This is a genomic window from Bradyrhizobium sp. CSA207 (assembly GCF_029051685.1).
In the GTDB taxonomy this organism is placed as follows: Bacteria; Pseudomonadota; Alphaproteobacteria; order Rhizobiales; family Xanthobacteraceae; genus Bradyrhizobium.
In genome coordinates, this window is record NZ_JAACFT010000039.1 from 24,249 (window position 1) to 39,104 (window position 14,856).

10 protein-coding genes and 1 tRNA gene are annotated in these 14,856 nt (G+C 60.4%); 2 read left to right on the forward strand and 9 right to left on the reverse strand.

What is annotated here, in order from left to right:
- Positions 1–60: 60 nt before the first annotated feature.
- The 4 genes from GWG65_RS33240 to GWG65_RS33255 all read right to left on the reverse strand — a co-directional run bounded on the left by GWG65_RS33240 (position 61) and on the right by GWG65_RS33255 (position 8,311).
- Positions 61–4,734, reverse strand: coding sequence for a hypothetical protein (locus GWG65_RS33240; RefSeq protein ID WP_275199713.1), 4,674 nt, complete (start codon positions 4,732–4,734; stop codon positions 61–63).
- Positions 4,735–4,922: 188 nt separating this feature from the next.
- Positions 4,923–5,636, reverse strand: coding sequence for an E2 domain-containing protein (locus GWG65_RS33245; RefSeq protein ID WP_275199714.1), 714 nt, complete (start codon positions 5,634–5,636; stop codon positions 4,923–4,925).
- A gap of 9 nt (positions 5,637–5,645) precedes the next feature.
- Positions 5,646–7,130: an adenylate/guanylate cyclase domain-containing protein gene (locus GWG65_RS33250; RefSeq protein WP_275199715.1), complete on the reverse strand. Its 1,485-nt coding sequence runs from the start codon at positions 7,128–7,130 to the stop codon at positions 5,646–5,648.
- Positions 7,131–7,141: 11 nt separating this feature from the next.
- The gene (locus GWG65_RS33255) at positions 7,142–8,311 is read right to left on the reverse strand and encodes an adenylate/guanylate cyclase domain-containing protein (RefSeq protein ID WP_275199716.1); all 1,170 of its coding nucleotides are present in this window, start codon (positions 8,309–8,311) and stop codon (positions 7,142–7,144) included.
- An 85-nt stretch (positions 8,312–8,396) separates the two neighbouring features.
- On the opposite strand from GWG65_RS33255, the gene GWG65_RS33260 reads away from it, so the two are divergent.
- A complete protein-coding gene (locus GWG65_RS33260) occupies positions 8,397–8,714 on the forward strand; it encodes a helix-turn-helix transcriptional regulator (RefSeq protein ID WP_275199717.1) in 318 nt (105 codons plus the stop codon).
- A 3-nt stretch (positions 8,715–8,717) separates the two neighbouring features.
- Positions 8,718–9,599, forward strand: coding sequence for an ImmA/IrrE family metallo-endopeptidase (locus tag GWG65_RS33265; RefSeq protein ID WP_275199718.1), 882 nt, complete (start codon positions 8,718–8,720; stop codon positions 9,597–9,599).
- A gap of 123 nt (positions 9,600–9,722) precedes the next feature.
- Here the strand turns inward: GWG65_RS33265 and GWG65_RS33270 are convergent, their stop codons facing one another.
- The 5 genes from GWG65_RS33270 to GWG65_RS33290 form a co-directional block, all read right to left on the reverse strand.
- Positions 9,723–10,241: a Mov34/MPN/PAD-1 family protein gene (locus tag GWG65_RS33270; protein ID WP_275199719.1), complete on the reverse strand. Its 519-nt coding sequence runs from the start codon at positions 10,239–10,241 to the stop codon at positions 9,723–9,725.
- The gene (locus GWG65_RS33275) at positions 10,195–11,940 is read right to left on the reverse strand and encodes a ThiF family adenylyltransferase (RefSeq protein WP_275199720.1); all 1,746 of its coding nucleotides are present in this window, start codon (positions 11,938–11,940) and stop codon (positions 10,195–10,197) included. Before GWG65_RS33275 ends, GWG65_RS33270 begins: the two co-directional genes overlap by 47 nt.
- Positions 11,937–13,286 (reverse strand): adenylate/guanylate cyclase domain-containing protein, encoded by a 1,350-nt coding sequence (locus GWG65_RS33280; protein WP_275199721.1) that lies wholly within the window; start codon positions 13,284–13,286, stop codon positions 11,937–11,939. The genes GWG65_RS33275 and GWG65_RS33280 overlap by 4 nt, the downstream gene beginning before the upstream one ends.
- Positions 13,287–14,004: 718 nt before the next feature.
- A tRNA-His gene (locus tag GWG65_RS33285) sits at positions 14,005–14,081 on the reverse strand.
- 270 nt (positions 14,082–14,351) lie between these two features.
- Positions 14,352–14,786: a phasin gene (locus GWG65_RS33290; RefSeq protein ID WP_275199722.1), complete on the reverse strand. Its 435-nt coding sequence runs from the start codon at positions 14,784–14,786 to the stop codon at positions 14,352–14,354.
- Between the last annotated feature and the right edge of the window lie 70 nt (positions 14,787–14,856).

A 14,856-nucleotide genomic window follows, 5' to 3' on the forward strand; every position in this document is an offset into this window, starting at 1 on the left:
CATTCGCTACCGTTAACCTCTTCTTGGGCAATCAGCATTGATCGGACGCTAGGCAGCTGGCTAGAGTGTCTCCGAGGATCTCTCCCAAGGGCTGATGCCTTGGACGATGTCCTCGTCGAGGAATTTCCTTTCGGCGCCGTCCATACGCTTCTTCATAGCCGATTTCAGATCGGACAAGTTGAGTTGAACGTGAGCCACTTTGCGCCCCATCAAGCCGCCTTTGGCATGTGACGGCGCCGCGTCGAAGCGCATCCACGTCCAGGCGCGAATATCCGCCGAGCGCTCGAACAGGACCCACGATGCGTAAGCGTCTTCGACGTTATCGGCAGCGAGATAGGCAAGCCACCAATGTCTGGCACAGGCTTCCGACCACCGAAGCCGTGCAGCGCATCGGCGCAGATCGGCGCGGTCGGTCTGAACTGGACCGTCCGGCCACGCCTCCGATTCGGGAAGCTCATTACGCACTCCGAGGCCCGCCAGCAAGACACCGCGTCTTTGTCGCCACGCCAGCGGCGACGCCGTATCGGCCGAGGCCTTGGAAGCGAGCCAATCGGCCTTCCCGTTGTAGGCGGCGACGGCGGCAATTTCGAGTAGGTCCCGGTCCGTCCGACAGAAGGCGAAACCCAACAAATCGTCGCGCAGCCCCATCACTTCGGGTGAGTCACCAACGCGGAACGGAATGTGGAGCAGGTCGTCGATGCCTCCGGCGCCGAGGTACCGCGTTGCCTGGACGGATCGGAGTGCACGCCATAGTTCGACCCCGACGGCCGGATCGTGATTCAGCAATGCTTCGCAAAGAGCAAGGTAGGCCGGCTCGGCGAGGTGAACCCGTCGCTTGAAATCGGCCGTAGCTTCGCGATGACCCTGCAGCCATCGTTGAACGATGTCGCGGTGGTGGCGAACCATCAGTTCGATGTCTTCTGCCTCGATGTTCGCAAAGTACAGGCTCGCCCCCGATTTTCGCGCCGCATCGATACGCTCATTGGCCGTATCGAACGCGCGCATCTGCGCGTTGACCAGCGCGTCGGCATTCATCTGCGCACGTAAGGACGCAGCAGGGTCGCCTTGCGTTTCACGCCGCGCGCGAGCGGATACGACGAAAGGAATGAAGCGTCTTTCTGTCCTGTCCACCGTAAGGCTCGACCCTGGATCCGGCGCGGAGAGCTCGCTTGCCATCATCACCAGGTCGAGCATCTCGGCTGCGAGAGCAAGCTCAAAAGGATCGGAGCCGCGCGTTCGCACCGCTTCTAGCAACCGCCAAGGAGCGATCCGCGGCGCGAGTAACTCGAATGGCGAAGCGATTTCCGCCCTGATGAGCGCTCCCGATCCATAATGATTGATCCACTGAGGTGCGCCCGGCTTCCACGACCAATTTTCGGCAGCAAGCCTGCGCCCGAAACGGGCGGCGTCCGCCAAAGTCAGCATTCGAAACAATACGCCGCGAATTCGATCGTCTGATTTCGCGATCTTGCCTGTCAGCCATTCCCACGCGGCATCGCTGAATGCACGCGGATGAACGGACAGCAGCACGATCAAGTCCCTCTGCTTCTTGCTCTCCTCGCCGCCGTATCTAGCAATCAGCAGATCGATCTCGTCGGGGGTCGGGGCTTTCATCACTGCCGTGAAATCCGCGGGTATGGTGGTGAGATCGGCGGCGATTATGCGATCGAACTGCGGCGGCGCGTTGTCCATGTTTGCGATTTCCAGTCTGACCAGATCGCTTGCCACGAATGTTTCCCGACGCGCGTCCCCTTCGCGTGCGCTCAGGCGAAGGTCGCTTGCCGCTTGAGCTTCCGCATCCGCCGCCAGAATGTAGTGATCGCTGGCATGGGCGGCACTGAAATGACGCGCCGCCGCCGAACGTGTGGAGAAACTCCGCAACTTTCGCCTCATAATGTCGGCGAGGAGATCCGGAGCGCAGCGCGCCAGCGCCAGCTCCAGCTGCTCGAAGAACCAATCTTCATCCGTGTTTCCCATCTCTCGATTAAGTTTGTTGACGTCCAATTCGGCCGCCGCGCGCATCAATTCCGCGATCATATCGTTCGGTGGACGAAAAGTGGGATCTAACCAAAGCTCCTGGGTGCGCTGGATCCGATACCGAAGCGAGCATTCCTGGTCCAACAGGGCAAGGTCGGCATGCCGGCGTTCGAGCGCGAACATGCTGCGCGCCGGGTTTGGAAGATAATCCCGTTGATAAATGTAGCGGTCATCGAGCCTGCCGTCGATCGAGCAGGCTGAATTCTCGTCCACCTCGAGCGCGGTCATGCAAAGTAACAGCACCGCGGCCCGTCCTGATAGATTTTCATGAACACCGGGTTCTACGGCCCGCCTCGTGATGTCGTCAGACAGCGTGCGCAGTGCGCGCGCCGTCTCATCCGGGTCTACTTCGTTCAGACAGCAGAGCCACTTGAGCCCCCTCCAGCATTCGCTGTGACCACGGATCGCGAATGCTACCGCGGCAACTTCGAAGCAAGGCATAAATTCGGCAAGCGGAAAACCCTCGATGATAGAGGGTACTGCGGCCTCGAGACTTCCATCATCGCGATCGACTAGATGGAGCTCGACCCCGAGCACCGTCAAAGCGCCCGAAGCGTCGGTTCCGATGCGGGCCCTGTAGCGATCCGCGCGTTGACGCTCGATATCGGCGGAATCGGTGTCCTCGTGGATGTCGCGCGATACGATCGAGAGCCATCTGCGGACGCGCGCAACGATGACATCGAGGGGCCTGCCTACGGCTCTCGGAATGGCGCGCAACGCGTTGACCGCCCACAATCGTGCGGACGTCTGGGAACGTTCGTCCGAATGCTCCACTGTATCGAGCAGCGCTTCCGGAATGTTCGGTGCGAGCATCGCGAGTTCGCGCCGATGGCCGTCCGTGACGTTCTGGGATTGCAACCAAGCGCTGACGAGAACACCTGCGACTGGAGTTTGCGCGGAGTGCTGCCGCTCGACGAGGATCGATACTGCAGCCCGCAAGATCTCTGCGCGCTGATCGAGGCCCGCGATCGGATCAAGCCACTCGTTCGCCTCCGCTTCGATCTCCTGAAAACTCCCTGCACTCGCGTCGTCCAGTCTCGCCAGCAGAGCCGCACCAAGCGCATGAGCGACGACAGTCGGGTCAAGGGTTATTCGGCCGGCGGAACCCGCGATCGCAAAACGTCCGTCAATTACATCGCTGAGCCGAGCGTAGACCTGACCTTCGGTTAAATCGGGCCTACTGGCCGTTTCGCTGAGGGTCTTCAGCGAATAGTCCGAGATGCCTTGCCTATGACGGTGCGCGATATCCGCGAGCCAGGCGCGCCAATCGGTCTCGCTGAAGGATTTTCCGGCCCGGTATCCGAAGCTGTCGCGCCCATATTCCCACAACAGGCGATGCACGGTAACCTGGCCGGCCTCGACGAGCTTGGCACGAAAGCGGATTACGAGCTTGAACAGTCGCGGTATGCTGGCGAGCTCCACCAGATCCTCATGCAGGTCGCTTCGCTCGAGACCTTCGAATGCGAGCATGCGGTCGAACTCGCCTGCCGGCGTCAGCTCGTAGGGATCAACCGCGATTGTTATGGCAGGAACTGCAAGCCCGCGAAGCTCCGATAGCCTTTCTTCGAAGTGGTGCCTGCGCGTCGTGATCATTACCCGCACGCGGCCTTCGAACGCGGGGCCTTGCAGCGACTTGAGGAGCGGCAGCCACGGCACCGACGGCTCCTGGTTCAGTCCATCCAGCAGTATGGTGACGACGGCACCCTCTTCGGGTGGACGCTTCAGCAAGAGTTCAAGCCGGCGCAGCCAGTGCTCGACGTCCCGAACTCCCGCGAGATCATGCAGGCGCTTGGCAAGGATCTCCTTCACGCCGGATTCCGAGATACCGACAGACGGCGCCAGCGCCGACGAAGGCACGATGAGCACGATGGGCTGGTCGGCCTGACGATCCCTAAGCCAATCCAGAGCGCTCCAGGTCTTTCCGACCCCATCATACCCTATCACTGCAGCTGGCGCGTCGCCGCGGGCAGCCCCTTGCCACCACCCATCCAGCTCCGAATGAACTTTTTCTCTAGTGATTTTGTTCGGCTGCGCTCCGCCAGCAGCGTCTTGACCGAGCTCCGCTGTTGATGTCCGCGGCGAGTTCCATATGTCGTGGAGTTTGCGATGCGACCGAACATGCAGCGTTTCGAATCCGAGGCTCCATACCTGCAGATTCCTTTTTAACGCTTCGATTGCGTCGTAAGCGGCGGGCTGCAGCGCTCGTGCGCTATCTGCCGCCTTCTCTGATATGTGCAGATCTACGAGATCGGAATGCCCCGCACACAGAGCGGCCAACGGCGCTAAATCTGTATCGGACCAGTCCAAAATGATGATCGGAACGCCGATGCGTTCCCCCTTCTGAATGAGATCGTGCGCAAGCTGTTCGGGAACGCTGCGCGTGGCGACGAGAATCCAGGCCTCGAGCCCTTCGTCCCGGGCCAAGGCATGATCGATCTCGCCGAGCAACTCGCGATCGCTCAGGGCTGTGGTGTCGGCGTATTTCTTCGCCTCCAGTCGGAGGCGGCGCCCCTCCTGCCCTGCAGTACCTGCATCTCCCCCGTGCTGGAACCCTGACCGCGCCAAATGCAACGAGATGTCGACAAGGCGACCGACCAACGCGGTCGCGAGCGCTTCCAGTTTGTGGCCGCCTTTTTCGGCCTGCAGCTCTAATTTCAGCTCTCTTTGGTGGACCAAGTCGGAAGATTTCAGCGTCATGGGAGCAGAGACGGCCTATGGGAAGATTCGAGGCCGGACTCTATGCGCTTTTTGCCGGCGTGCACATCTCAACACTGCAGATCGTCCAGCGTAGCCCGGCGAATGCCTAGGTGCGCGGAAGCACAGGACATTGCGGTAGATCCGCCCAGTTGAAGATGTGGGCTCGCGCAGCAACGAAATTGGTAGGATCACGTCCGCTTCAACGGACACTCGCGCATTGTGCCGCAACACGGCCGGCCCTGCATGGAACGCCAGAACCGCTCGGCCGCGGCGCGCCTTTCGTGCTCGAGAACGATCGGACAACTGAAACGGTGGCAATCTCGTCGGAGGAGAGTATTGTTTCGCCTGTCCTTGCGACCGCAAAGGCAAGCACTGCGCCCGTTTCTCAGCAACCCGGTCGCCCGATTGATTTTGTATAGGCTCGCCGCTATGGGACCGATATCGAACTCAACCGCTTCGCGATATGCATGCAGCAGTCCGAGAGTATCCGCCGCCGCTTCGGCAAGGAGTTCGATTTCGCCTGCTTCTCCATGGGATATTTGAGCGCCTGCTGGCCAGAATCCGCTCTGGGCGGCAGTCTCCTGACATAGCAGGAAGCCGTGCAGCTTCCGCCACCATGCTTCCGCAGTCTCTCGCGTGATGCCCTCTCCGGCGCGAAGGCCAAGACAGAACGAACCGTCGTCGTTGATGTGTCGATCGGGGCACGAGGTCGGCAGCATCTTGCCGCTCACCCGCTCGAACACCTTCACCTCGTGAGCGAGATGGATGACGACGAGTTCGAACAAGCGGGTAAAGGCGCCGCTACTGCGGGTTAAGACCGCGTCGATCTCGGCCTGGCGTCCATCGACCAACCGTAATTCAGCCCAGTCCGGCGCGTTGAGGACCAGTGCGGCAATGGACATTGCTGAACGTTAAACACGCTTCGGGGAGATGACATGCGAACGTGCTGACGGTTCGCTACGAAGGATCTGAACCGTCGGAGATTGCGGGGCTGCGAGCAGATCACTTGCGGCATCAAACGACATCAGCGGACCCGAAGCGAATACCTTGCGCACCATCGGTTCGGCCACCCGCTGCGCGACAGGCCCCAACCGAATACCACCACCTTCGATGCCTTGTTGCGTCCGTTCGGCATCAATAGTTGCCCTGCTGGCGGCACAGCGGACGCTGTCGTCGCCGCGGTAACCGAGCCGCGTCATCGGCGTGGGACCGTACTCGACGCCGACCGCGAGATCGATGTCCGCGTCCGAACCGACGGCTTCCAGGCATAGGTCGAAGGAAGATCGCATCGCGGTCGCGCATATCACAGCCTGCCGTACGGACTTGGGAGCGTCGTCGACACGCTCGCTTTCGGCGACGCATCCGTGAATGCAGTCGCCGATGAAGCGGATGCGCTTGCCCTCGAAATCCTCTTTCAGGACGGAATTGAGCTCCTCTCTGATCACGTGGACGGTCGTCACTGCCTTGCGGATTTCATCGGCGCCACCTTCGATTGCGTCATCGACGAAGCGGGTGAAGCCGTCGATGTCTGCGAAGATCGTCGCCATTCCCATCCGAACCGATTTCGCCGGCGTCAGATCTGCGAATTTCACGTTGGAAAGGGGCAGCGTCGGCCGCTTGAAATGGAAGATGGGTTCGACAACGTCGGTGGCGATTTCGGCCACTCGGCGATCTAGTTTGTCGAATGCGAAATTGCGCACCGCTTCGGCGACATATGATTCGTCCAGGACGTCTCTGCCTGCCGATTTTCTAACCGCACCCGGTTTCGCGCGCCGCTGCGCGGCATCCGTCAGGAAGATACCTTCCTCTTGTTCCGCGGCAGCGAGCTTGGCAGCGTGGTTTGCCGGGCGGCCGAGAAACAGGGTGTCCTTTTCGTGCGAACGTCCCGTCGTCATCGCGAGGCAACGGCCATGATCGATGCCGAAGCGAATGCGTGAAGGAAAACCATGAGCTTGGCCCAGTTTTTCGGCCGCCTCCGCGAGCTTGCGGGCGAGCGCGACAGCCTTTGCGATTTGCGCTGCAGGGTTGCCGGCTGGAGACGTGACCACGGCGTGGAGCCTGGCGCCATGGTAATCGATGCGGTCACCATCGTCTCCGTCGACGATGGCATCCCAGACGCGGTAGTGCATGCTCAAGAACCGAAGGAGCTTGCGGTGCGACGCCTCCGTCTCGACGCCGCTTTCCGCGACGAGATCATCAAAATCCAGCAGCTGCCCATAAAGATGGGCACCTTCCACGAGGAACGCTTGGCGCACCGGCAGCCGGCTGATCAGACCGCTCTTCGTGACACTGGCGAACGCCTTTGCCGAGTCCAGAGCGATGTTGCCGTCGACGGTCGGGACCGTCTTCATGTGTTCGCGAATTCTGGTCTTCGCGCGATCCGCATTCCATGACATCGATGGCTCCATCAGATGCAAAAGACGTCGAATTCGACGCCGTGCTTGACTTCCACCTTCGATGGGCCCCGGAAGGTTGAGGGGTCGACGCCGGCGCGAACGATCAGTTCGCGCAGCACGGGACTGAGGCGGATGTGACCGAGCTCAGGCGACTTCGCCTGCTCATACCTGGCCGCCGTGTTGACGGTCGCTCCCAGAACCGTGACGGCGATCCGGTTGTCGGCGCCGAAATCTCCGAAGGAAACGTCGCCAGCGTGGAGGCCGATCCGGATCCCGAGGTCCAGATGATGGTCTTGGAAATATCGGCTCGTCTGCTCAACGATGGACATGGCGCACTTGACGACTGCAGGAGGTTCGAGCTGCTCGCGCTCCGGCGTGTCGATGAACCAGTATCCCATCGCGCCGTCGCCCATGAGTTTGTCGACTTGGCCGCCGGCTTTCCTGATGCTATCGATCTGGATCGTCGCCAGCGCGCGTAGATGCTTCGCCACTTCGATCGGATCCTTTTCGGCCGACCAGACGCTGAAATTGGCGATATCGGCGAAGTAGACGATCGCGCGGCGCCGCTGAATCGCGGACGTCTGCCCTGATGCAGCGATCTTAACCAGACCCAGTGCATCGCCGTCGGTGAACCGCCGCAGCAGCAATTCTTGGTCGGTCGCCGAGCTTCGGAGCTTCGAACGCCCCTGCGTTGCTTGCTCCAGTTTCTCGTTGACCACGCTGGCCAGGGTCAGGATCCAGGCAATCCTTTCAGGCCCATCTAGGCTCTCTTGGAAGGCGGCGTCTATCCGAAGCAACTTCACCGGACCGCGCGCCTTGATCTCGGCGGTCCGTGCCGCGTTCTTCTTGGAGAGGAAATGCAAGAGACCCTGCTCGCCGACCATCTCGCCGGCGTGACGGAAAGTGACGTTCTGTTCGTCGGAGCGCACCTCCACTTGGCCGCTCAGGATGAGCCAACATTCCTGCACCCGGCCGCCGTGACGACAGATGATCTCGTCCGCCACCAGTTCGGCAACGCCACAGAGTGGGTCGCGCGAGAGCGCGGCGCGGATCACGTCCGGCTCGGGACAATGTTGTTGAAGGAACCTATCCAACTGCTGGTCGATTTCGGGTGAGAACACCATAATAAGCCCCCGTCGGCGTCCGCGAATCCGCTCTTGGATCATGGAAAATACCGCCATACCGAACTTATCCGATTCTTGCCGATAGTCAAGGACAGGATATGATGCTACTCCGAACTTGGAAAAAGAGTGGAGGAGTTCGCGCGTGGCCGATACGATCCGCGATCGCATCAAGTCTCTGAGAAAAAAAGCAAAATTAACGCTCGACCAGTTGTCCGAGCAGGCTGGTCTAAGCAAATCCTACCTTTGGGAGTTGGAAAATCGCGAGTTGCCCCGTCCCTCGGGCGAGAAATTGGTCGGGTTGGCGAAGGCGTTGGACGTGACTGTCGACTACCTGCTGGGCGGAGACCCGGCAGAGAAGCTGGAAGCCGCCGAAGACAAGGCCTTCTTCAGGGAATATCAGGCGATGTCGCCGGAAGCGCGTGCCCGGTTGCGACGGCTGGCCAAGGCGCTGGACGAGTAGGCAATGGACTTCGAGAACTGGGGTCCGCAGCGGTGGGCGAACCACTTCAATCAGATGCTGAATTTGGTGAACCCGCCAGGCCGGTATCGTTTCGACGTCGGCAAGCTCGCTATCGAGACATCGAGATCCTTGTTTCCGGCCGATCCCATCACGCAGGTGTCGGAAGAGGAACTCGACGGTTTCGTCGGCGCATTGATTCCGGCGGAGTCTCGCAGCAGATGGGGCATCGTTTACGGGACCGGACAGTCTTCCGGCCGGCGTAGATTCACATTGGCCCACGAATTCGGCCACTATCTGCTTCATCGAAGGAAATATCGGAACGGTATCCACTCCAGCGAAGCCGATATCGACGGTCGGACCAAATTCGAGGTCGAACGGGAAGCCAACGAATTTGCTTCGTGGCTGCTGATGCCGCTCGACGATTTCAGAGAACAGGTCTTGCCCAAGGACAAGCCGGACTTCGAGGTCTTGGGACGATGCGCCGATCGCTACGAGGTGTCGCTCGTCGCTGCCGTTTTGCGATGGCTGCGCTTCACCGAGATACGGGCGCTTCTCGTTGCATCGGTCGATGGGTTCGTGAAGTGGTCCTGGTCCAGCAATCCTGCGCTCGTTAGCGGCGCCGTTATCCGCACTAGCCGCGGACCTGTCCCTCTGCCCCCGGGATCTGCGGCGGGTCAGGATTATTTTACGCCGGAAGCGCGCGCGGGCATACAGCATGAAGCCGGCGTCTGGTTCAACGAGCGAGTGCGCGAGCTCACGTTCCGGAGCGAGAAGTACGATACCACTTACACATTGCTCCACTTGGGCGACGCGGAGCCGCGGCGCTGGTTCGGCGATGAGACCCATCTCGAGGATACTTACGAACGCTTTATGAGAAACCCCTAGGAGGTGCGACGACTAGGTAACGCGCCTTGCGCCGAATTGGCCTTGAAATAACGCTCAAGGAGCGCCTCCAGCCGGTCCGCAGCCAGATCTGCGATCTTGCCGGGATGCGGCGCGTGCGCACGTTCACGTTCTGAAAAAGTCGCAGATGCGCGAAATCAGTGTTCGCCCCTTCTTCGATGCGCCGGCTTCGATCACGACGTTGACCACCTCGGGCGGCTCGCCAGCTCTAAACAAGGTCGCAGACAACTGCAGGGAGCTGCGCAGTAGAAGTCGCGCCACGATGAGCACGACGAAATTCACGCCCACATCATGATCTTCGACGATGTCATACATGGACTTGATGTCGGAAGTGCTGGGAACGGGCTCGAAGGATGGATGGGAATGCCATTCGCCGATGTAGTTGAAGCGACGATAGTCGTTGCCGGTTCGCACGAAAAAATCGTCCAGGAATTCCCGACTATGCTTCGGATCACGAACGAAATGGACGGCCGAGCCACCGGTCCGCTGCACCGATGCTTCGACGATTCGGAATGTTTCTCCTTCAACATGCTCCCCGACGAGAACACCGCCAATCTCGTTCCGCCTACCACGCATTTCACATTTGAGCAGGTCCACGACCTGGCGGGGCAGAAGTAGTTCCATCGAGTTTATCCTTGAGCAGCGCAACCAGCGCAGCGAATTCGGCGGCAGTCTCCTCGCTCGACAGTTCTTTCGTCGGCGGTTCGGGTGGAGGCGGACCAACGTCGATCGGAAAAGTTTCAAAGGGTTGCGAAAATACGGAGCCGACGCCGAGGCCGATAGCATAGACGGAATACGGAAACATTGATGGCGTTCGACCGATCAGAAGATCCAAGGCGAACCTAGCGGCGTGCGCAGCGATTGCCGATACATCCGCATCGTCGGCGATCAATGGCTCGGCCCCGTCAGGGTTGGCCTCATAGGGCCTGGCAGGCCTTGCGGGCGGCGCGCCGCGCTCACCGAACCAATTCTCGATGGCTCGCCGCATGTATGGTGGAGAAGGTTCCAGACCTGGCCGAGATCTGGCGATCAACCCGCCGATCCCGCCGCCGAAAACCTCGGCCCACAGGATAGGCTTATTCGCCGCGGCGCCCACCGCCGAGACCAGGTTCAGTACGTTAGGATCTGCAGTCGCGTCGATGATCAGGTCACATTGCGAGATTCTGCTCAGCATTGCCTCGGCGCTTTCGTTCGCCTCTTGCGCCGCCAGCCTGGCACGCCACTGGATCACGTCGGCCGAAGGATTTACCATTTGCAGGCGCCTAGCCAGCGCCGGTACCTTATGGGCTCCCGCATCCCGCCAATCCAGGTCGTTGCGTACGAAGTTGTCGGGGAGAAGAATGTCGTCGTCGATGAGAAGAAACTGCGCGACGCCGGCTCGCGCGAGCATACTGCCGACCTTGCTGCCCAATGAGCCGCAGCCAATCAACCCTACTTTCTTGTCAACGAGAGCAGCATGGTCCGCGTCCAGGCGTGCCAGATCGGGCTCGGCCTGAAGGATGGCGACCTCTATGACGGCATTATGTTCATGATCTAGGAAATAGACGCTCAATTGGGTCCCATGGACGACGAGCGCATGGCTTCCTTTCAGTGGCGCGCCCAAGGCAGCGAAACAGCTCCCGAAAGCATCGAGGCTCACGGTCGAAGGCGGTCCATCGCTTGCGGGCCAGCGGCAAATCGGGATTTCGCGCTGCATGTATTCGCTTGCCAGCTGGCTCGGCACGCTTTGATCCGCCCAAGACGTCTCCTCCGAGAACTTCACACTCTCGACCACGTGAACGACGGCCTCCTTGTGGTAGATCGAGACCAGACTTGCGGTCAGTGGAATGCGCAGCGGAAGCTGTTCGATGAAGGCTTGGAAAGCTCGCGTAACGACAAACCGGCTGTATCGGGAGCGAAGTTGCTGACCGAGCGTTTCCGCGTGCCGTGATGGCGCAAATCTCCTTTCGCCTCCGGTAGGACGCTCGAGCTGAAGAAGCCTATGACAGCTCTCGATCAGGTCCTTTCCCCCGAGGTCAGGTGTCCAGGTGTCAGGTCCATATTCGAGACAGAGCTCGCCGCCGGCGCCGAACTGATGTGACGACCACCTGGTACCATCGCCGCGCGGAAACACCGACGGCGGGGTATGCGGAAACATGTCCGGATACTGCAGATAGATCGGATAGATCCGCCCGCCGGCCTCGATCTCCGCATCCAGCACCAGCCGAAGCCGATCGTCGAACCGCCAAGTCGTGGTGGAAAACCAGTCGACCGTCTGAGCGAGAATTTCGATTACCTGCCGCTCGGCTCGGAATCTAGCCACGTCGGTAAGGTACCACGTCACGCAAATCCGCCAGGCTTGGTGGGCCCGGTCGGGCGGTCGGGGAAACTTAGCGGCGTAGAAGCGGACGAAGCCGGCTTCAGGAGCGGCACTGCCGCTGCTGCCTTGATTGCCCGAGCGGTCTTGTCGTCCTTCCCCGACATCTCGTTCAGCGCAGTGTCGTAGTCGAGGCTACCGCGGATGCGCATGTCGCCGAATATGGCATGCACGCCATGGCTGCACTTTGAATATGCGTTTTTGCCGATCGCGGTCTGATTGGCCTTGCAGCGCCCTTGTTCGCGTTCGGCTTCCAGAATTCCGCGACTCACCGAACAGCGCACCAGGGCACCCTTCATTCCAAGACGCGTGACTGTTACGGGCCCGTACTCGAAACCGATCTGAAGGCCCAAGCTCGACGCATCGGTGCCCTTCTCCTTCAACCTCTTCAATGCGAGGTCGAAGCTGCTGCGCATCGCGGCGGCGCAGAGCGTCATGTTGCTGATGGTTTCGACCGCGTCCGTGGTTTGGGCAGTTCCCTCGGCCAAAAGGCCGTGGATGCAGTCGCCGATATATCTGACCTTGCGTCCCTGAAAATCTTCGTGAAGAACGGCGTCGAGTTCCGACCGCAGCACATGCAGCGCTCTGACGACGTGTTTGGCACCCGCGTCCGTACCGATGTTGGCGCCGACGTACGCCGTGAAGCCGTCCAGGTCGCCGTAGATCGATGCCGCATCCTGACGTCGCGAATTCTTGACGGATAGAGCCTCGATATCAAGGGTCGAGAAAGGAGGCGTGTGTCCGGAAAAGACGAAATCGCCGATGGGATTGTTCTTCAGGTCCTCGGCCCATTCCTTCACGATGCTGTCGACGGTCACGTCCAGCTTGGCCGCGGCCTTACTCGCCGCGATTTCGTCGGCGGTCAGCGGCGTCGTATCAACATCACGCGCTTCTGGCAGACCGATGGCCTTCCGAGCTTCGTTGGTCAGGAAGATGCCGGGTGCCGACCCGCCGCCTGACCGCTTGGCGGCGTAGTTGGCGGGCGGCCCCAGAAACAACGGTTCGCGGTGACCTCTTCGACCATTGTTGACGGCGAGCGCCTTGCCCGTGTCGATGCCGACCCGCACCTTGGCTGCCGGGTGATCCGCATCCTCGCCCGTGCGCGCCAGGACATCGATGATCAGTTGCGCGGTGGCGACTGCCCGATGCACGCGCTTGGCCGCATCGTCATACGGCTTGGGGAAGACCGTATGGAGACGTTGATTGTGGAAATCGACGAAGATCGACCCGACAGCGCCGATGATGCGGTGCGCAGCGCGGTAATGCATGTTCAGAAAGCGAAGGGTCCGCTTGTGGCAGACCTCGCCTTCCACACCGGTGACATTCAGCAGATCACGCAGGTTGAGAATGTCGGCATAGACATGGACGCCATCGACGCGGTAGGCGGTCGAGCCGGAAAGCCCCGACAGGTCCGTCTCGCGGACATACTCCTTGATCTCGATGTCCTTGAGCGGTAGTGCGTCGATCTTCGCGTCGATGCGCTTGGTCGCACGATCCTTATTCCAGGTCCCCATGCCTTCAGCTGCTTTCTCGACAGATATCGCCCGTGGTTGCCTTCACCCATTGGCCATCGAGAATAAGTAAGTAGCAAAAAGGCAATTTCCAGAGCCGCGCGCTATCGCACTTTTTTGGCGAAAATGTTTTGACTTTTCGGGCGCCGGCTCAAGTGCGTATTCGGCATAAGCTCAGCATCCGACACCCGCGGTCGGGATCGGATCCACTAAGCGCCGGCCGAACGCTGCCTCTTCGCGGCTTCGGCCGCGAAGGCATCCGAGATCCTAGTTGGTCGTCGGCGCGGCGTGAAAAAATCAAGGTTTACTCCACGTCGTCGTCAACCTTCACCGGCGAGACTTCCTGAAAGCTGGGATCGTCGAGTCTCAGGCCGGGCTAAGCGGCATCTGAATAACCTGCCAGGCATGTGAAATTCGGTTGCGCACGAGCGAGCGCAACGCACCATCACCTTGTGGTAGCTATCGGGTAGCTACGAGAGCCCGCCGCCTTCCGGTGTTTTCTCTAAATATTTGATTTGTTTGGTACAGTTGGGTGGGCTCGAACCACCGACCTCCTGTTCCACAGACAGGCGCTCTAACCAACTGAGCTACAACTGCATCCTTGCGAGCCGCCTCGGGGAGCGCCTTGAACGGGCCGAGAACCAAGGGGGCTGAACGGGGCGGAAACTAGGTGCAACGGCCGTTTTTGGCAAGGCCGCAAACGGGCAGAATCGCCCCTCAAACAACGTTATTTCCAAAGGAAAACCCGGACCTCACGGCCCGGGTTTCTTGTTCTTGGGCATGGTCTTATCGGAAAACCGCTTCGCACTTTGCGCTCACGCGGCTCTTCGGTCCGGATCATGCGGCGTCAATTCAAGGCCGCTTCGCTTAAGCCGCGGGCGGGTAGAACTTCGAGGCAGAGGCCTTGATCGGCTCGGCGGTCGCGGTGGCAACCCGCTGGCCGATCTCAGCGAGCTCCTTGGCCTGGGCCTGGAAGGTCTCGATCTGCTTGCGGGTGTGGCCGGTCCACAGCTCCAGCGCTTCCGACGGCGACTTGAGGCTGAACAGCTCCTGGGCGAAGTCCAGCTGGGCCGTGGTGTTGGCCTTCATGAACTCCACCAGCTTGGCGCTGTACTCGCTCGCGCCCTTGCTGGCGGTGGTGAATACGGCCTCGACGGTGCCGTTGTGGGTTTCGGCAGCGTCCTTGAACTTGGCGTAGCTCTCGCGGGCCTGCGAAACGCCCTTTTCGGCGAACGCACGCATCTGCTCGGGGACCTCGAACGGAATGATCGAGGCAGAAAACGGATCAGTCGCACCTGTCATGGTTGTCCCTCACGATAATGAAAAAACGGAGTGAGCCTTCTGGCGCGCCCGCCGGCCCGATCGGGGCCAT